Here is a 17931-nt window from a genome sequence, read left to right on the forward strand (position 1 = left end):
GGCCCTCCCCCGCCAGCGGGAGAGGGAAAGCGCGGCTCGGGAGAGGCCGGTGTCGCTCAATAGGCGTCCACATTGTCCACGTGGAAATTGTAGAGGCGGCGGGCCGAGCCGTAGCGGCGGAACTCGCCCACATCCACCGCGCCCTCCAGGCCGGCGGCCTTCAGCTTTTCGGCCAGAAGCGCCTTGTGCGCGTCCCGCATCTCCTTCTCGATGCAGTCGGCCCCCAGGCTCTTCACCGTGCCGCGCACGAACAGCTTCGCCTCGTACAGGCTGTCGCCCAGCGCCTCGCCGGCGTCGCCCAGCACCACCAGGCTGCCGGCCTGGCCCATGAAGGCGCTCATGTGGCCCACCGAGCCCTTCACCACGATGTCCACCCCCTTCATGGAGATGCCGCAGCGGGCGGAGGCGTTGCCGTCGATCACCAGCAGGCCGCCATGGGCGGTGGCCCCGGCCGACTGGCTGGCATCGCCGCGCACATGGACGAAGCCGCTCATCATGTTCTCGGCGACGCCGACGCCGGCATTGCCATGGATGATCACCGACGCCTCGGCATTCATGCCGGCGCAGTAATAGCCCACGTGCCCCTCGATCTCGATGGTGAGCGGCGCGGCCACCCCCGCCGCCACCGCATGGCGGCCGCCGGGGTTGAGCACCCGCCAGCGGCGCGCATTGCTCTCGCCGGTGGCCTGGTGGAGGGCGGCGTTGAGCTCGCGCAGGGGGGTGGCGGCAAGGTCGAACGTCACGTCGGGGGAGATGGCGTTCATTGGGGGCGCTCCCAGAAATAGACGGTCGCCGGCTCCGGCTCGAACACGCGGGCCTTGTCGATGCCCGGCAGGCCCACCAGGGCGCGGTACTCGGAGCCGAAGGCCACATAGCTGTCGGTTTCGGCCATGACGGCCGGCTTGCAGGCGATGGGATCGCGCAGCACGCCGAAGCCGGTCTGCGTGCCGACGACGAAGGTGTAGAATCCGTCGAGGTCCTTGAGGCCGGCTTCCAGCGCCTCGCCCAAAGAGGCACCCTGCTTCATGCGCCAGGTGAGGTATCCAGCGGCCACTTCGCTGTCGTTCTCGGTCTCGAAGCTCACCCCCTCGCGCGTCAGCGACCGGCGCAAGGCATTGTGATTGGAGAGGGAACCGTTGTGCACCAGGCACTGGTCGGCGCCGGTGGAGAAGGGGTGCGCGCCGGCGGTGGTCACCGCGCTTTCCGTGGCCATGCGGGTATGGCCGATGCCATGGGTGCCGCGCATTCCGGCCAGGCCAAAGGTGTCCGCCACCGAAGACGGCAGGCCAACTTCCTTGAAGATCTCCATGCGCGCGCCCGTGCCCACAATGGCCACCTCGGGGTGCCGCTCGGCCAGGAACGCCCGGACCGCCGTCTCGCGCAGCGCCGGCACCTCGACGACCGCATGGGTGCCGCGCACGGTGAGTCCCGGCAATCCATCTGCCGGAAGGGAAAGGCCGGCATTGAGCGCGGCAAAATCATAGCCCCGCGCCGCGCGCAGCGAGAGCTTCACCTTGTCCTTGGCGCCCGAGCCGTAGACCGCGAAGCCTGCGCTGTCGGGGCCGCGATCCGTCATCACGCAGAGCATGGACGCGAGCAGGCCCCCCAGCTCGCCTTCGAGCTTGGGATCCTTCAAGAAAAGTCCGACGATGCCGCACATGGCGCTGTCACTGTCTCCGTTTTCGGCCGCGCAGGCGGCTCTGGGAAGAAGTGGTACGCCGGATGGAGAGGTGCGTCAACGATAAAGAATAAAAGTTTCGTTTGAAGAAAAATGTCGAAGGAACAAGGACCCGCACGGGGGTCGGATCAGTGCCGGTCCCGCCCGTAGACGATGATGGAGAGGTAGGTCATGGGGGTGGCGAGGAGCGTCTCCGGGCCGTGGGCGGCACCGGAATCGAACATCAGCGCATCGCCGGGCCGCAGGTGATAAGTGCGGTCCGCGTGGCGATAGATCACCTCTCCGCTCAGCATGTAGAGGAACTCCACCCCGGCATGGCGGAATCCGGTGTAGGGGGCGGCCTCCTGCGAAAGGGTAATGAGGTAGGGTTCCACCACGATGTCGCCGCCGAGGCCATGGCCCAGAAGCTCGTATTGGTGGCCCACCTTGGTGCCGCGCCGCTCGATGATGACGCCCTGGCGGGCGCGCACGAACGAGCAGTCCCGCCGTTCCTCGAAGGCGGAGAACAGGGTGGTGATGGGCACGTTGAGGGCCTTCGAGATGGCCTGCAACGTGGCGAGGGAGGGGGAGATCTGCCCGTTCTCGATCTTGGAGAGCATGCCCACCGAGATGCCCGCGGCGCCGGCGAGGTCGGAAACGGTGAGGTCCAGCTCCCGGCGGATGGAGCGCACCTGGACGCCGAGGGCCTGCTCCAAGGTTGCCGCCTCGGCGGCCGGCGCGCCGGATCCGGTGGTGTAGTCTGCCGGTTCCGGCGTTTCTGCGGTGCCCCGCGCCTTCCTCTCCGCCACTTTTCCCCCCGAAACTGCCGCCTGGATGGCGATGCATCCGATGGCGCACTGTGCCAGTTTCCGCAGAAGAAAACACGCCAAAATCGGCGGCTCCGGCCCGCGCCGCCCCCCTTCCCGCACAGCGCGGCGCCGGGCCGGCGGGGCGCGTTGTGGGCAGGCATCGCGCCATCCAAACCCTTCCTGGCGCTGCCAGGCCGTCGCGACGAAGCCCGCTTGCGCGCGGGGCCGCGAAGGCGAGGCGCCGCCCAAAACCGCACCCCGCGCCCGCCGACAGGCCCCGGCCGGCCCCCCGCCGATGCAGGGCCGGCACCGCTTTTCCACAGCTCCTGCCTTCGGGCAGCGATGATGTGGCCGACCCTATGGACAGCCCCCATCTTCCTCTCTATACACTCGCGGCTCTCGGGACGTGCTCACCACGTCCCGACGCCCAGGTAGCTCAGTTGGTAGAGCATGCGACTGAAAATCGCAGTGTCGGTGGTTCGATTCCGCCCCTGGGCACCATTCCCCATTGAAATCATAGCCTTTTATCGGCTGGCGAGCTTGGCAAGCTCCCGCTTGGCCCCGGTTTGGTTTTGCGCTTTCAGGGCTGATTCAGGTCAATTAAGCTGACCCGTTTGCCGCATTTTCGCCACCGTGCCAGGGCGACGGGCGCGCCGGTGCACATGTGCGTCGGTTGCCCGCGGGGAGCATTGGGCGGAACCGGCCTGGAGGGGGAAGGGGTGAAGCTACGCCCAACTCGCTGAGAGTACCTCGGCTTGTCGCAGAACCGTCTGGACCGCCGCATCCTGAAGATCGGGCGGATATCCGTGCTTCCGCAAAACCCGCTTCACCAGCACCCGCATTTTGGCTCGCGCGCTCTCCCGGTGCGACCAATCCACCGAGGCGCTACCCTTGAGGCCGACGAGCAGCTCATGGGCAATCACCTTCAGCGAATTGTTGCCCATCACCTGGACCGCACTCTCATTCTCGGCGAGCGCGTCATAAAAGGCGATTTCGTCAGGCGACAGGCCTTCTTCCTCGCCGCGCACGCGGGCTGCCCGCACATCCCTTGCAAGGCCGATGAGTTCCTGTAGCACCTCAACAGTGCTGATCGCATTCGTGTGGTAGCGCGCGATTGCCGCCTCAAGGCGCTCCGAAAATCTCTTGGTCTCGACGACGTTCGTCCGGGTACGCGAGTGGATTTCATCGTTCAGCAGCTTGCGCAGGGCCTCAAGGGCCAGGTTCTTTTTCTCCAGCTGCTGCACTTCGGCGAGAAACTCGTCCGACAGGATCGAGATGTCGGGCGTCTGGAGCCCCGCGGCGCCGAGGATATCGACGATCTCCGTCGAAACCACGGCCCGGTCGAGAATCTGCTGGATGGCGAACGCGCGGCCGGCGCTGCTGCCTCCGCCGACTGCTGCCGTCTTGAGGAGCGCGGCGCGCACCGCCTGGAAGAAGCCCACCTCGTCCCTGATCTCGCGCGCCGCGTCGCTGGCGGCAGCCAAGGCGAAGGCCATCGAGAGCGCCAGCACCGCATCCTGATAGCGGCGATGCTCGCGCCTCTTGTCCTCTTCACTGGTGACGCGCGCTGCGGCCTCCTGCTGGCGCGTCAATATCCATTCCATGGCCTCGGCCAGCATGGCGAGACGCTCATAAGGCGTGCCGGTGATGCCGCGCTGATAGTCGAAGCCGTGATACATGGCCGCGACGACCTCGTGCGTCTCAAGCAGGGCCGCAACGGCCTCGGCCTCACAGATGCCGGTCTGCCGCTGGTCGGCGCCGGAATATTGGCCGAGCGCGGCCTTCAGATTCTGGGCGATGCCGATATAGTCCACCACGAGGCCCGCGGGCTTGTCGCGAAAGACGCGGTTCACGCGGGCGATGGCCTGCATCAGGCCGTGGCCCTTCATGGGCTTGTCCACATACATGGTGTGCATGGACGGGGCGTCGAAGCCGGTCAGCCACATGTCGCGCACGATCACCAGCTTGAGCGGATCGTTGGCGTCCTTTGCCCGCGCGGCGAGCTTTTCGCGCCGCGCCTTGCCGCCGATATGCTGCTGCCAGGCGGGTGGATCGGCGGCCGAGCCCGTCATCACCACCTTGATTGCGCCGGCCGCGTCGTCGGCGCTGTGCCAGTCGGGGCGAAGCGCGATGATCTCGTCATAGAGCGCGACGCAGATGCGCCGGCTCATGCACACCACCATGGCCTTGCCGTCCAGCGCCGCCATGCGGTTCTCGAAATGCTGCACCAGATCCTTGGCCACCATCTCCAGCCGCTTGCGGGAGCCGACGAGGGCCTCAATGGTCGCCCATTTGCGCTTGATGGCCTCCTGCGCGGTGACTTCCTCGTCCTCCGTCAGTTCCTCGATCTCGGCGTCGATGCGGGGCTTCTCGTCCTCGGGCAACGTGATGCGGGCGAGGCGGCTTTCGTAATAGATCGGCACCGTGGCGCCGTCCTCCACCGCGCGGGAGATGTCGTAGATGTCGATATAGTCGCCGAACACCATCGGCGTGTTCACGTCGTCCTTCTCGATGGGCGTTCCGGTGAAGCCGATGAAGGAGGCGTTGGGCAACGCGTCGCGCAGGTGCTTGGCGAAGCCGTAGGCCATGGCGCCTGACTTCTCCACCCGCGCGCCGAAGCCGTACTGGCTACGGTGGGCCTCGTCGGCGATGACCACCACGTTGCGGCGGGGGGTGAGGGTGGGGTAGCTCGCCTCGCCGATGCCGGGAGCAAATTTCTGGATGGTGGTGAAGATCACGCCGCCGGAGGCGCGTTGCAGCTCAGCTTGCAGCGCCTCGCGGCTGTCCACCCGCACCGGCGTCTGGCGGATGAGGTCGCGGCACATGGCGAAGGTGTTGAACAGCTGCTCGTCGAGATCGTTGCGGTCGGTGACGACGACGATGGTCGGGTTCTCCATGCCGGGATGGCGCACCAATTGGCCGGCATAGAAGGCCATGAGCAGGCTCTTGCCGGAGCCTTGGGTATGCCAGATGACGCCGATGCGCTTGTCGCCCGCGGCGTGGTTCTCCACGTCAGGAAGTCCATACTTTGCCGGCTCCTCATGGAAGCCGTCTGGCTCTTCGGGGGCGATCCCCGCGTTCAGCGCCAGCGCGCGCAGGGTGGAGGCGACGGCGCGCTTCACGGCGTGGAACTGGTGGTAGCCGGCAATGATTTTTGCGAGGCCCGATCCCGTCTCGCCGAACACGGTGAAGTCCCGCACCAGATCGAGCAGGCGGCGGCGCTCGAACACGCCTTCGATCAGCACGGAAAGTTCCGGCTGGCCCTTGGGGGCGATGGCGGTTCCGTCCGTGGTGCGCCAGGGCATGAAGCGCTCCTGGTCGGCGGTGAGCGAGCCGATGCGGGCGGAAAGGCCGTCGGAGGTGACGAGCACGGCATTGGTGTTAAACAGGGCCGGGATCTGCGCCTTGTAGGTCTGGAGCTGGGTATAGGCGCCGGCAAGCGTGGCATTCTCGCTGCCCGGCGCCTTCAGCTCGATGACGCCCAGCGGCAGGCCGTTGACGAACACCACCACATCCGGCCGCCGGCTGAAGCCGCCCGCGACGATGGGGAACTGGCGGGTGGCGAGCCAGTCGTTGGCGTCCACCGCGTCGAAATCAATCAGCCGCACGGTATCGCCGCGGATGGTGCCGTCCGCGGCGTAATATTCCACCGGCACGCCTTCCACCATCAGACGGCAGAGGCGGCGGTTCTCCGCGATGAGGGAGGGCATCTCGGTGGCGCGCACCTTGCGCAGCGCATCGCCGCGCGCCTCGGCGGGGATCAAAGGGTTGAGCCGGTCGATGGCGGCCGCAAGGCGCTTCAGGAGGATGACGTCGGAATTGCTCTCCCGCTCCGGCGCCCTGCCGTCCGGCCCGATCTCCCCCTCGCTGGCGCAGGCATAGCCGAGCGCGCCGAGCTGATCGAGCACGGCCTGTTCGAGGGCGGCTTCGGAGAGATAGGCCATCAGAGGACATCCTCTACCATGCGCTCGGCGTCCTTCACCCGAACCTCGCCCGACATGAGCTTGGGGAGGAGGAGGTCGCGGGTGGCGGCGAGGGTGATGTTTTCTTTCTCGTTCGCGACGATGCGATCGAATAAAGGCACCACAGCATCGTCAAAAGCTCGAAGAATATCTGGCGCCGCGATCGTCACCGCGATCGGTCGGAAGTTGCCTTTGCTGATCTCTTGAAATGTCGATCCGTTGGCCTTCTGGTGAACCTGATCCATGTTCGCTTGCGTCCACAGCCAGACAAATACGTTGGAGAGTTGCTTCCTACAAACCATTGCGATGAAGCCTTGGTTCACCGCAACTGGCATCTGGGTGATCGCCACGTATCCGATCGGTGCGCGCGATGAAAGGAGCACCGTTCCAACCGGCAGCAGCCCCGAGCTGATCTGCGAAAGGCCGGCATCCGTTATCCGCCGTTCGGTGCTGAGCAGTACCGGAGCGCTCAAAGATGAGAGGTCCTTCGGTGTCGCCCAGGCGATGTCCCCGTCCCAGAAGGCAGCCTCCTTTGTGCTGGGTGTCGATCCGCCGACGACCTCGACTTCTCGCCCAATGGTCGAGCCTGTCCACCCCTTCGGACTCCCCTTCTCATCAAGCCGGTCGGGAAACAGCGACCAGATGTCCGGAGCGAGGTAGGGCGCGCGGCCTTCCATCTTGGCGCGGGTGGGGCCGAAATCGACGAACCAATCCTTGAAGATCGCCCGCGCCATCGCCTCCAGCGTCACGTTCATCCGGCGGTTGAGCTCGATCTTGTCGTCGAGGGCGCCGAGGACGGAGGCGATCAACTTCTGCTCGAGTAGACGCGGAACTGGAACCAACAAAGATCGAAGTCCCGTCAGATTAAACCCCGGAACCGAACTGCCAATAGTCTTATCAAGAATCGCCGCTTGACCCATGGGCGAAGAAAAATAGTAATATATAAATAATGGATCTGCAATATTTTCATTTATTGTCAACTTCATTTGTTTATTACTTATTATGTACTCATCATATTTGCTCCTGGAGTCGATTATTCCAACCTGCCCTATCGTGCCCCAGCAAGTAAAAATAATGTCCCCAAACCGAACGCGCGAACGCTCGAAGCGCTCTGCCAATGCAGGATCGACGAAGACGAGCCCATCATCACTGAGCCTTTGCGATATTTTTTCGCTGAGGTTGGCTCCACGGATCACTGGAACGCCTATATCCCTAAAGGTGCTCAGGCCGATGCTTGACCCAAATGGTCCCGTCGCTAGGGCGCCCTTTCGAGGGGCAGCGATCTCTTCGACGGGCAGATAGCTCCATTCATTCATCGGCGAAGACCTGAGCTAGCCTGCGCCGGATCTCGCCACTCAGAATTTCATTCTCTACGAAGTGCTTATCAAGTTGCTTCTGTAGCTCCGCAAACCGCTCCGCGAACGGCACCGCGTCTTCTTCCGCCTCCTGCGCCCCCACATAGCGCCCCGGCGTCAGCACGAAGCCGTGGGCCTTGATCTCCTCCAGCGTCGCCGCCTTGCAGAAGCCGGGCACGTCCGCGTAAGCCCCGGCGTCGGCCTCGCCGCGCCAGGCGTGGTAGGTGCGGGCGATCCTTTCGATGTCGGCGTCGGCGAGTTCCTTGCGGGTGCGGTCCACCATGTGGCCGAGCTTGCGGGCATCGATGAACAACACCTCGCCGCGCCGGTCGCGCAGCTTGGCGTTGCGGGCGATGCCGTTGGAGCGGTCGCGGGCCAGGAACCACAGGCAGGCGGGAATCTGGGTGGAATAAAAGAGCTGCCCCGGCAGCGCCACCATGCAATCCACCACCCCTGCCACCACCCCCGGCGCGCCCTTCACCCCCTCGATCAGCGCCCGGCGGATCTCGCCCTCCCCATTCTGGGTGGAGGACATGGAGCCGTTGGCCAGCACCACACCGGCCACGCCCGCCGGGGCGAGGTGATGCACGATATGCTGCACCCAGGCGAAATTGGCGTTGCCGGCGGGCGGCACGCCATAGCGCCAGCGCACATCCTCCTTCAGCCGGTCGCCGCCCCAATCGGAGATGTTGAAGGGCGGATTGGCGAGGATGAAATCGGCCTTGAGGTCCCGCAGCTCATCCTTGTGGAAGCTGCCTTCGTTGTTCCACTTGATGTCGGCGTCGATGCCGCGCACCGCAAGGTTCATCTTGGCGAGGCGCCAGGTGGTGTTGTTGCTCTCCTGCCCGTAGATGGCGATGTCGCCGATGCGCCCGCCGTGCTCCGCCACGAAGCGTTCCGACTGCACGAACATGCCGCCCGAGCCGCAGCACGGATCGTAGATGCGCCCCTTGAAGGGCTCCAGCATCTCCACCATCACCCGCACCACCGAGCGCGGCGTATAGAACTCGCCGCCCCTTTTCCCCTCGGAGCCGGCGAACTGGCCGAGGAAATATTCATAGACCCGGCCGAGCAGGTCCCGCGCCGTGCCCTTCTCCTGGCCGAGCGCGATATTGGACACGAGGTCGATCAGCTCCCCCAGCATCACCGCATTGAGGGCGGGGCGCGCATAATCCTTGGGCAGCACGCCCTTCAGGTTCTCATTGTCCTTCTCGATGGCGATCATCGCCTCGTCGATGAGCTTTCCGATGCCGGGCAGCTTCGCATTCGCCTGAAGGTGCGACCAGCGGGCCGCGGGCGGCACCCAGAAGACATTGTCTGCGGCGTATTCGTCCCGGTCCTCGGCGCCATCGGGATAGGTCGCGAGCAACTCGGCACGCTTGGCCTCGAAGCTGTCCGAGATGTGCTTCAGAAAAATGAGACCGAGGGCGACATGCTTGTAGTCCGACGGCTCCATGTTGCCGCGCAGCTTGTCCGCGGTCTTGAACAGCTCCGCCTCGATGCCGAGATCGCCGCCCTTGCCGTTGCCCTTGCCGTTGCCGGTCGTCGGCGCGCGGGGCGCCTTCGGCCGGGCGGGCGCTGCTGGCGGGTCCTCAACGGGCGTGTCTTCGGCCGGGGGCTCATCGACTTCCATATCCGCTGCATCAGCGAGCCGAACCGAGCCGCCCCGTCCCCGGCCGGAAAGAATGACGCCCTCGTCGATCAGCTCCGCCTTTACGGCGTCATAGGTCGCCTTTTCCCATGCAAGGGCTTCGAGCAGGCGTCCATTGCCGGCGGACCCGCCAAGCTCCGCGAGAAGGGCGGTGAATTTGTCCTTGAGCACCTGCCGCGCCATTTCGCCTCTTATCCCCATTCCGGCCGCGTGCGATGTGCCATCACGACTCAAACCGTCCGATCGCCCATATTCAGGGTTGCCGGAATGGCGGCAATACCCCTCTGCGCTCCGGCGCATATTCCGCCAGCCGCTCGGCGGTCGCGTCGCGATGCTTCAGCTTGAAGGTGATGAGCGCGTGGTCGCAGGCGCCGGTGAAAGGCATCCCTTCACCGCCTGCGGCTCTGTGCCGGTGCATCGGCAGGGGGGAAAGCTCGGCTCGCGCCGCGGGCAGGCGGTGCCGGCCGCATCAGCAGCGCTGAAGGCCGCAACCTGCTGCTTGAGCCCGCGCGCCGGCGGGGGCGGGGGCAGGCCAGGTGAGCACCTTGCTCACCCCGCACGAACAGCCGGAGAGCAAGGCCCTCCGGCCGTCCCTGTCACGCGATGCGGTCGCCGGGCTTGATCTGCACGGTGCGGCTGTCCACGCCCGGCAGCATGCGCGCCGGGTCGCGCGTCACCACCACGTCGAGCACGGTGGGGCCGCCGCACCGCTCCATGGAGGTGCGCAGGGCGGCGGCGATGTCCTGCGGCCGCTCCACGCGGATGCCGCGGCAGCCCATGGCATTGGCGACGGCGGCATAGTCGATTTCGCTGAGGTCGGAGGACTGGTAGGCGCCCTGGCCATACATGAGGTGCTGGAGCGCCTTCACATAGCCGGAGGCGGCGTTGTTGATGACGATGACGGTGAAGTCGAGCTTCAGCCGGCGCGCCGTCTCCAGTTCGCCCAGCATCATGTTGAACCCGCCATCGCCGGTGAGCGCGAAGACGGGAGCGTCCGGCGCCGCCAGGGCGGCACCCATGGCGCCGGGCAGGCCATAGCCGATGGAGGCGGAGCCGCGATCCGGCACGAAGGAACGGCCGGCCCGCGGGGAGTTGAACAGCAGGCCGCCCCAATGGGCCGCGAAGCCGCCGTCGGCGATGAGATAGCCGTTCTGCGGGAGGGTGGCGTTGATCTCCGTGAGCAGCCGCGCGATGTCGATTGGCGTCTCGTTGGAATTGAGCCGCTCGCCCACCTTTTCCCGCCACGCCGCCATGCGCGCGGAGATGTCGGCCGGCCGGCCGGCCCAGCGGGCGGAAAGCTCCGCCTGCCGTGTGTGCAGGGCCGCCTGCAGGTCCTCGATGCCGAGGCGCGCGTCGCCCCACAGCTTCACGGCGGCGGGCACGGTGCGGTCGAATTCCTCCGCCACGCAGTCGAGGTGGATCAGGGTCTTGCCGGGCGAGGGGATGGTGTAGCGCTTGGTCGCGATCTCGCCGAGCTTGCAGCCGACGACGACCAGAAGGTCGGAGCCCTCGATCAGCGGGTTGGCGATGCGGTCATAGCGCCCGAACAGGCCTGCATTCAGCGGGTCCGCGCAGGGAATGGCGCCCTTGCCGCTCAGCGTGTGGGCGACGGGAATGTTGAGGCCGCGCGCAAAGGCGGTGAGCGTGTCGGCGGCCCCCGAAATGTGCACGCCGCCGCCGGCGAGGATGATGGGGGACTTCGCCCCGGCGATGAGATCCGCCGCCCGGGCGATGCTTGCGCCGTCGGGACGGGTGCGCAACGCCGGCACGCACTGAAAGATCGGATCGACCTCGAACTCGCTGGCCGGGAAGGGATAGACGGCGTGGGAGATGTCTTCCGGCACGTCGATCACCACCGGGCCGGGCCGGCCCGAGGTCGCCACCGTGAAGGCGCGCTTCACCAGCTCGGGGATGCGGTTCACCATCTCCACGCGCAGCAGTTCCTTGCAGACCGGGCGCAGCAGGTCCACCTGCCGGCATTCCTGGGTCATGTTCTTCCAGGAATGAGCGCGGTGGGTGTCGCCGGCGAGGATGACCATGGGCGTCCCGGCATTCAGCGCTTCCATGAGGCCGGTGACGAGATTGGTCGCGCCCGGGCCGAGCGTCGCATCCGCAAGGCCCACGCGGCCCGACACCTTGGCATAGGCGTCCGCGGCAAAGATGCCGGCGCGCTCGTCGTTCACAAGGAAATGCCGCAGGCCGAGCCGGCGGGCCGCATCATAGAAGGGAAGCAGCTGGAAGCCGCCCATGCCGAACACGACCCCGCCGCCGAAGGCGAGGAACATGCGCGCGATGGCTTCACCACCCGTGATGGAGAGAACTTCTGGGCCGGCACCAGCCTGAAGCTCGACATGCTGATTCATGGGATAAAATCTCTTCGTGCAGGGAAGTAAGGGTCAATCGTTGGTCGCGCCGGAGGCCTGGACCACCTTCGCCCACTTGGCGGTTTCCGAGCTGATGAAGGTGGCGAGTTCCGCGGGCGAGCTGGGGACCGGGTCGGCGCCCAGCGCCGAGAACTGCTGCCGGATGGCGGGATCGTTCAGCGCCTTCACGGTCGCCGCATTGAGGCGGTCGATGATGGGCTGCGGGGTCTTGGCCGGGGCGACGAGGGCGAACCAGGAGAGAACCTCGCACTCCGGCAGGCCTTCTTCCGCCATGGTGGGAATGTCGGGCGCGGCGGGCGAGCGCTTGGCGCTGGTGACGGCGAGCGCGCGCAGCTTGCCGGACTTGATGAAGGGCAGGGAGGTGGAGAGGTTGTCGAACATGGCCTGGATCTGGCCGCTGATCAGATCCACCGTCGCCGGTCCGCTGCCCTTGTAGGGCACATGGGTGAGCTTGACGCCGGTCACCATGTTGAAAAGCTCGCCGGTGAGATGGACCGAGGAGCCGCTGCCCGACGAGCCGAAGAAGATCTCGCCCGGCTTGCTCTTCGCGAGCGCGATGAATTCCTTCACCGTCTTGGCCGGGACATTCGGATTGAGCACGAGAACGTTCGGCACCGTGGCGACCAGGGAGATGGGCGCGAAATCCCGTTCGAAATCGAAGGTCAGCCGCTTGTAGAGCGTTGTGTTGATCGTGTTCGCGATCGTGCTCATGAACAGCGTGTAGCCGTCCGGCGCAGACCTCGCGACGAATTCGGAGGCGACGGTCGCGCCGGCGCCGGGCTTGTTGTCCACGACCACGGGCTGGCCGAGCTCCTCGGAGAGCTTCTGGCCGAGGATGCGCGCGACCTGATCGGTCGAGCCGCCGGGCGCATAGCCGACCACAAGACGAAGGGGCTTGGAGGGATAGGTCTGCGCCCAGCTCTCGACCGGCGCGGCCGCAAGCGTGGCGGCGCAGATCAGCGAGGACAGCAACAGGCTTCTACGGTTCATGGCGTTTCTCCTTCAGTCTTTTTAAGTCCATTATGTGGACTATTTTATTTGTGTTCGTTCCGTGAAAACTTATAATTTGTAACGATACTGTCAATGAAAAGATTCATTGACAGGCGCAATTCTAAAATTTAGTCCGTATCATGGACTAATTGGCGGGAGGGTGGAATGGCCGGTGTCACCAGCGACATGGCGGGGGTGCAGAGCATCCGGCGTGCGGCGAGTGTCCTGCGCGCCCTGGCGCAGCGCAGCCAGTCGGGCGCGCGCATGGTGGACATCACGCGGGAGACCGGCCTCATTCATGCGACCGCCCATCGCATCCTTCAGGGGCTCATCGCCGAGGGGCTGGCGAGCCAGAACCCCGGGACGCGCCGCTATCATCTCGGCCCCTATGTCTATGAGCTGGGGCTGTTGGCGGAGCCGCGCCTCGCCTTGAGCGGGCTTGCCGAGCAATCGGTGGATCTGCTGGCGGAGCGCACCGGCGATACCGCTTTTGCCGCCGTGCGCGCGGGCGCGGATGCGCTGTGCATCCGGCGCAAGGCGGGAAGCTTCCCCATCCAGGCCTTCACCATCGATGTGGGGGTGCGCATTCCGCTCGGGGTCGGCTGCGGCGGGCTCGCCATGCTCTCGGCGCTGCCGGAGGAGGAAGCCAACAGCATCATGGCGGCGAACGCGCCGCGCCTTGCGAGCATCACCGCCCTTGAGCCGCAGGCCCTCGCGCGCCTGGTCGGGGAGGCGCGTGCGCGCGGCTATGCGGTGAATGCCAGCCGCGCGCCCGGGGTGGCGGCGGTGGGGGTCGCGGTGCGGGGGCCCGATGGCGCGCTCGCGGGCTCCCTCAGCGTCGCCGCCATCGAAAGCCGGCTGTCGCCGGAGCGCATCGAGCAGGTCGCCCGCCTGCTGCGTGCCGAGGCGCGGCGCATCGAGAAGGCGCACCAGCCGGCACGCAAGCCGGAGGCGGGGGAGGATCTGAGTTCGCCCCCGGTTGCGGGCTCATAGGTCCGCCAAGGGCGGGTGGCACAGGGAGGGGAGGGGGCTCGGCCGGCGGTGCTTGCGTCGCGGTGCGAGGCGTGGTGGCGGCCGGCCGGAGCCGCCCGCCACCGTGTCAAGACGTCCCCTCAGCCGATGATCACCTTTAAGGCCTTCGTCTGTGCCGCCTTCTCGAAGGTCTCGTAGGCATCGAGGATATCGGCGAGGGCGAAGCGGTGGGTGATCAGCTTGCTCGGGTCGAGCTTTCTGGACTGCACCGTCTTCAGCAGCATGGGCGTCGTCACCGTGTCCACCAGGCGGGTGGTGAGGGTGATGTTGTGCGCCCACAGGCGCTCCAGGTGGAGGTCCGCCTTGGTGCCGTGGACGCCCACATTCGCGATGGTGCCGCCGGGGGCGACGATGTCCTGGCACAGCACGAAGGTGGCGGGGATGCCCACGGCCTCGATGGCGGTGTCCACGCCGATGCCGCCGGTGAGTTCCTTCACCCGCTCGATGGCATTCTCGCGTCCGCTGTTGACGGTCTTCGTCGCCCCGAAGGTGAGCGCAACCTCAAGCCGGTTGTCGTCGAGATCTATCATGATGATCTCTGCGGGGGAGTAGAATTGCGCGGTCAGCAGTGCCGCAAGACCTACCGGCCCGGCGCCGACGATGGCCACCGTGCTTCCCGGCTGCACCTTGCCGTTCAGGACGCCGCACTCGAAGCCGGTGGGCAGGATGTCGCTGAGCATCACCAGGGCCTCTTCGTCCATGCCGTCGGGGATGCGATGGAGGGAGGTGTCGGCGAACGGGATGCGGACATATTCGGCCTGCGTCCCGTGGATGGTGTGGCCGAGCATCCAGCCCGCGACGGAACAATGGGAATACATGCCGCGCCTGCAGTATTCGCACCTTCCGCAGGAGGAGATGCAGGAAATGAGGACGTGGTCCCCCTTCTTGAAGGCCGAAACCGCAAGGCCCACCTCCTCGATGACGCCGACGCCTTCATGGCCGAGCACGGTGCCGGGCTTCACCGTCGGTACGTCGCCCTTCAGGATGTGCAGGTCGCTGCCGCAGATGGTCGTGCGCAGGATCTTCACGACGGCGTCGGTGGGCTGCTCGATCCGCGGATCCGCCACCTCCTCCAGAGCCTTCCTGCCGGGGCCGCGATACACCAGACCCTTCATGGGGGAACCTCCCTCTCTTCATTGGCTTGAGCGGGCGGCATGCCGAATGGCGGCCGCGGCGCTGCGGCGCATCCACGGCAAAAGGAGTGCCACGCCTGCAAATGCCGCCGGCCGGGCATTCGTGCGCCGGGAAACGGCGGCGGCCCGCCATCGTCGTCTGTTTTCGCGACACCGGCGTACGGATATCGGCCGCCGGGACGGCGCCGGCCGGGGCTTTTCTGCTGCGGCGGAACGGGCCGCGCGATGGCACGGCAGGTGCAGACGCTCGGCGGCAACGACCACGCGACACGGGCAGGAAGCAACATGAAATGCGGCAACGGCGTATCCATCGTCGGCTGGGGACACTCCCCCTTCGGCCGGCTCGCCCACATGGACATCGAGGCGCTCATCACCAGCGTCTGCCAGGAGGCGCTGGCCCATTCCGGCTTCCCGGCCGAGCGCATGGACGGTGTGTGGCTGGGCCAGCTCAACGGCGGCTTCGTGCCGGAGATCTTCTGCTCCTCCCTGCCCATGAACGGCGAGCCCGGCCTGCGCTGGAAGCCGGCCACGCGCGTCGAGAATGCCTGCGCCTCCGGGGCCGGCGCCATCTTCGCCGCCTGTGATGCCATCCAGTCCGGCCGTGCGCGCCTTGCCCTCGTGGTCGGCGCCGAGAAGATGACCGCAGTCGGCGGCGAGGAGGTGACCCGCATCCTCGGCTCGGCCTCCTACGTGAAGGAGGAGGCAAGCTGCGGCAAGACCTTCCCCTCCATCTTCGGCGAGATCGCCGCCGCCTATTTCGAGCGCTACGGCGACCATTCGCAGGCCCTGGCGCGGATCGCGGTGAAGAACCACGCCAACGGCGTCGCCAATCCGTTTGCCCAGATGCGCAAGGCGCTCGACTTCGCGTTCTGCAACACCGTCTCGGACAAGAACCCGCTCATCGCCGGACCGCTGCGCAAGACGGATTGTTCCCTTGTGTCCGATGGTGCCGCCGCGCTGGTGCTGGCGTCGGACGACCTCGTGGACGAGGCGCGGCGGGCCGTGCGCATCCGTGCGCGGGCGCAGGTGAACGACCTCCTGCCCCTGTCGCGGCGGGACCCGGTGGGGTTCGAGGGGCCGCGCCGCGCCTTCTCCATGGCCTTCGCGGACGCCGGGATCACGGTCGATGACCTCTCGTTCGCGGAGGTGCACGACTGCTTCACCATCGCCGAGCTGCTCGCCTACGAGGCCATGGGGCTTGCGCCGCAGGGGCAGGGGGCGCGGCTGCTGGAGGACGGCACGGTGATGCGCGAGGGCCGGCTGCCGGTGAATGTCTCCGGCGGGTTGAAGGCCAAGGGCCACCCCATCGGCGCCACCGGCGTTTCCATGCACGCTTTGTGCGCCATGCAGCTCACCGGCACCGCCGGCGACATGCAGGTGCCGGGGGCGAGCCTTGCCGGGGTGTTCAACATGGGCGGCTCGGCCGTGGCCAATTATGTGTGCATTCTCGAACCGGTGAAGTGAGGCGCAGGGCGCGGGGCCGGCATCGCCCCGCGCCTTCAGGGCTGCCCCGCCGCGCGCCGGGCACCGCCCAGCGCAAGGGGCTGGACGTGCCAGCCTTCCGTCTCCATGTCGGCGCGGCCCTGCACCGGCATGCGCGCGCCGAGCCAGCAGCGGGTCGGCAGCATGGGCGAGCGGGCGGCGGCCCGCAGGGCGGCGGCATCGCCGGGAAGGTCGGCAAGGCGGCGCCGAATGTCGTCCATCGCCCCCTCCGGCAGGTCCCGGCCGATGAAGACGAGCCGCCCGCGCATATCGAAGCGCGTTCCCTGCGAGGGCCAGCGCGCCAGCCGCACCGGCGGGTAGGCGACACGCTCCACGCACTGGACCACCACCGGCCCGCTGAGGCCGGCCACGCCCATGAGGCCCTTCACCCGCAGGAGGCGCGACCCGTATTCCGCCAGGATTTCGCCCATGGCCACCGCGAAGCCGCGCCAGGGCACCTGACGGTCGAAATAGCGGGTGAAGCTCGTGGCGGCAGCCCCCGCGGCATGGGCCGAGGGCTCGGCGGCGCCGTCGCGTGCCGCGGCCTCGACCTCGGCGGCCCAGCGCGCCACTTCGGCCGGGCGGCTGCCGGCGGCGTAGAGGCCGGCACCGAGGATGCGGCCGGGCTCCACCTCGCCATGGGCCGCGGCGAGGCGCGGGGCGGAGGGGTTGAGGGCATCGAGCGCTGCGGCGAGGCGCTCGCGGGCGCTGCGGTCCGCCAGGTCGGGCTTGGTGAGGAGGATGCGGTCGGCCAACGCCACCTGCCGGCGCGCCTCTTCATGCTGCGCCAGCTGGTCGGCGCCGAGGCGGGTGTCCACCAGCGTCACCACGCCGTCGCAGCGAAAGCGCGCGGCAACGAAGCGCTCTTCCATCAGGGTCCACACCACCGGCACCGGATCGGCAAGGCCGGTGGTCTCGATCAGCACCCGGCGGATCTGCGGAATCTCCCGGCGCGCGAGCTTGCCATGCAGCTGCGCCAGCGCTTCCACCAGGTCGCCGCGGACGGTGCAGCAGACGCAGCCGGACTCCAGCAGCACCATGGTTTCGCCGATCCGCTCCACCAGGTGGTGGTCAATGCCCACCGCGCCGAATTCGTTGATGAGCAAGGCCGTTCCGGCCATGTCCGGGTGGGTGACGAGGCGGTTCAGCAAGGTGGTCTTGCCGGCGCCGAGGAAGCCGGTGAGCAGGGTCACCGGGATGCGCGGGTCGGCGGGATCGCTTTCGGCCATGGCAGCCTCGCAAGGGTGGCGCCGGCGGGCCGGCGGTGAGGCCGGTCTCAGCAACGCCCGTGCCAGCATCGAAAGCACTTGCCTGCAGCGTCGGGCGGGCCGACCCTGCGTTCGATTATCAGCCGGCATGGCGTTTCAAAGTCGAACGCTGTGCGACGCCTGCCGCAACGGTGCGCCGCGCCTGAGGGCGCGCAAAGCCGTGGCCTCGGCGGCAGCGCGGCGTGGCACGAACAATGCTAGTCCCACG

General features: G+C 67.0%; 13 protein-coding genes and 1 tRNA gene. 3 read left to right on the forward strand and 11 right to left on the reverse strand.

Annotated features, from left to right (window positions below; all coding sequences use genetic code 11):
- Window positions 1-56: 56 nt before the first annotated feature.
- The 3 genes from ACI7BZ_RS13290 to ACI7BZ_RS13300 form a co-directional block, all read right to left on the reverse strand.
- The gene (locus ACI7BZ_RS13290; RefSeq protein ID WP_414117622.1) at window positions 57-764 is read right to left on the reverse strand and encodes a protein glxC; all 708 of its coding nucleotides are present in this window, start codon (window positions 762-764) and stop codon (window positions 57-59) included.
- Window positions 761-1660, reverse strand: coding sequence for a class II glutamine amidotransferase (locus tag ACI7BZ_RS13295; protein WP_414117623.1), 900 nt, complete (start codon window positions 1658-1660; stop codon window positions 761-763). Before ACI7BZ_RS13295 ends, ACI7BZ_RS13290 begins: the two co-directional genes overlap by 4 nt.
- Before the next feature lie 146 nt (window positions 1661-1806).
- Entirely contained in the window at window positions 1807-2466 is a 660-nt protein-coding gene (locus ACI7BZ_RS13300) for a helix-turn-helix domain-containing protein (RefSeq protein ID WP_414117624.1), read from the reverse strand.
- Between the two features lie 425 nt (window positions 2467-2891).
- On the opposite strand from ACI7BZ_RS13300, the gene ACI7BZ_RS13305 reads away from it, so the two are divergent.
- A tRNA-Phe gene (locus ACI7BZ_RS13305) sits at window positions 2892-2967 on the forward strand.
- 224 nt (window positions 2968-3191) lie between these two features.
- Here ACI7BZ_RS13305 and ACI7BZ_RS13310 read toward each other — a convergent pair.
- From ACI7BZ_RS13310 to ACI7BZ_RS13335, 6 genes are all read right to left on the reverse strand, one after another.
- Window positions 3192-6410, reverse strand: a complete 3219-nt coding sequence (locus tag ACI7BZ_RS13310) for a type I restriction endonuclease subunit R (RefSeq protein ID WP_414117625.1) — start codon at window positions 6408-6410, stop codon at window positions 3192-3194.
- Window positions 6410-7744: a restriction endonuclease subunit S gene (locus ACI7BZ_RS13315; RefSeq protein WP_414117626.1), complete on the reverse strand. Its 1335-nt coding sequence runs from the start codon at window positions 7742-7744 to the stop codon at window positions 6410-6412. The genes ACI7BZ_RS13310 and ACI7BZ_RS13315 overlap by 1 nt, the downstream gene beginning before the upstream one ends.
- Window positions 7737-9617: a class I SAM-dependent DNA methyltransferase gene (locus ACI7BZ_RS13320; RefSeq protein WP_414117627.1), complete on the reverse strand. Its 1881-nt coding sequence runs from the start codon at window positions 9615-9617 to the stop codon at window positions 7737-7739. The genes ACI7BZ_RS13315 and ACI7BZ_RS13320 overlap by 8 nt, the downstream gene beginning before the upstream one ends.
- A gap of 70 nt (window positions 9618-9687) precedes the next feature.
- Window positions 9688-9819: a hypothetical protein gene (locus ACI7BZ_RS13325; RefSeq protein ID WP_414117628.1), complete on the reverse strand. Its 132-nt coding sequence runs from the start codon at window positions 9817-9819 to the stop codon at window positions 9688-9690.
- 211 nt (window positions 9820-10030) lie between these two features.
- The gene (locus ACI7BZ_RS13330) at window positions 10031-11797 is read right to left on the reverse strand and encodes a thiamine pyrophosphate-binding protein (protein ID WP_414117629.1); all 1767 of its coding nucleotides are present in this window, start codon (window positions 11795-11797) and stop codon (window positions 10031-10033) included.
- Window positions 11798-11830: 33 nt separating this feature from the next.
- Window positions 11831-12808 carry a Bug family tripartite tricarboxylate transporter substrate binding protein gene (locus tag ACI7BZ_RS13335; RefSeq protein ID WP_414117631.1) on the reverse strand — a complete coding sequence of 326 codons (978 nt, stop codon included), beginning with the start codon at window positions 12806-12808 and terminating at the stop codon, window positions 11831-11833.
- A gap of 165 nt (window positions 12809-12973) precedes the next feature.
- Here ACI7BZ_RS13335 and ACI7BZ_RS13340 point away from each other — a divergent pair, with 165 nt between their 5' ends.
- Window positions 12974-13801, forward strand: coding sequence for an IclR family transcriptional regulator (locus tag ACI7BZ_RS13340; RefSeq protein ID WP_414117632.1), 828 nt, complete (start codon window positions 12974-12976; stop codon window positions 13799-13801).
- A gap of 119 nt (window positions 13802-13920) precedes the next feature.
- Here the strand turns inward: ACI7BZ_RS13340 and ACI7BZ_RS13345 are convergent, their stop codons facing one another.
- Window positions 13921-14955 carry a zinc-dependent alcohol dehydrogenase family protein gene (locus tag ACI7BZ_RS13345; RefSeq protein ID WP_414117633.1) on the reverse strand — a complete coding sequence of 345 codons (1035 nt, stop codon included), beginning with the start codon at window positions 14953-14955 and terminating at the stop codon, window positions 13921-13923.
- 303 nt (window positions 14956-15258) lie between these two features.
- Here ACI7BZ_RS13345 and ACI7BZ_RS13350 point away from each other — a divergent pair, with 303 nt between their 5' ends.
- Window positions 15259-16437, forward strand: coding sequence for an acetyl-CoA acetyltransferase (locus tag ACI7BZ_RS13350; RefSeq protein WP_414117634.1), 1179 nt, complete (start codon window positions 15259-15261; stop codon window positions 16435-16437).
- 35 nt (window positions 16438-16472) lie between these two features.
- Here the strand turns inward: ACI7BZ_RS13350 and ACI7BZ_RS13355 are convergent, their stop codons facing one another.
- Window positions 16473-17684 (reverse strand): CobW family GTP-binding protein, encoded by a 1212-nt coding sequence (locus ACI7BZ_RS13355; RefSeq protein WP_414117635.1) that lies wholly within the window; start codon window positions 17682-17684, stop codon window positions 16473-16475.
- Window positions 17685-17931: the final 247 nt, after the last annotated feature.

This window comes from Xanthobacter sp. AM11 (assembly GCF_047444035.1).
Classification (GTDB): domain Bacteria; phylum Pseudomonadota; class Alphaproteobacteria; order Rhizobiales; family Xanthobacteraceae; genus Xanthobacter.

Excerpts from the sequence above, each read along its gene's own strand:
- ACI7BZ_RS13290 (WP_414117622.1), bottom strand. The coding sequence starts at position 764 with ATGAACGCCATCTCCCCCGACGTGACGTTCGACCTTGCCGCCACCCCC.
- ACI7BZ_RS13295 (WP_414117623.1), bottom strand. The coding sequence starts at position 1,660 with ATGTGCGGCATCGTCGGACTTTTCTTGAAGGATCCCAAGCTCGAAGGC.
- ACI7BZ_RS13310 (WP_414117625.1), bottom strand. The coding sequence starts at position 6,410 with ATGGCCTATCTCTCCGAAGCCGCCCTCGAACAGGCCGTGCTCGATCAG.
- ACI7BZ_RS13315 (WP_414117626.1), bottom strand. The coding sequence starts at position 7,744 with ATGAATGAATGGAGCTATCTGCCCGTCGAAGAGATCGCTGCCCCTCGA.
- ACI7BZ_RS13320 (WP_414117627.1), bottom strand. The coding sequence starts at position 9,617 with ATGGCGCGGCAGGTGCTCAAGGACAAATTCACCGCCCTTCTCGCGGAG.
- ACI7BZ_RS13325 (WP_414117628.1), bottom strand. The coding sequence starts at position 9,819 with ATGCCTTTCACCGGCGCCTGCGACCACGCGCTCATCACCTTCAAGCTG.
- ACI7BZ_RS13330 (WP_414117629.1), bottom strand. The coding sequence starts at position 11,797 with ATGAATCAGCATGTCGAGCTTCAGGCTGGTGCCGGCCCAGAAGTTCTC.
- ACI7BZ_RS13335 (WP_414117631.1), bottom strand. The coding sequence starts at position 12,808 with ATGAACCGTAGAAGCCTGTTGCTGTCCTCGCTGATCTGCGCCGCCACG.
- ACI7BZ_RS13340 (WP_414117632.1), top strand. The coding sequence starts at position 12,974 with ATGGCCGGTGTCACCAGCGACATGGCGGGGGTGCAGAGCATCCGGCGT.
- ACI7BZ_RS13345 (WP_414117633.1), bottom strand. The coding sequence starts at position 14,955 with ATGAAGGGTCTGGTGTATCGCGGCCCCGGCAGGAAGGCTCTGGAGGAG.
- ACI7BZ_RS13350 (WP_414117634.1), top strand. The coding sequence starts at position 15,259 with ATGAAATGCGGCAACGGCGTATCCATCGTCGGCTGGGGACACTCCCCC.
- ACI7BZ_RS13355 (WP_414117635.1), bottom strand. The coding sequence starts at position 17,684 with ATGGCCGAAAGCGATCCCGCCGACCCGCGCATCCCGGTGACCCTGCTC.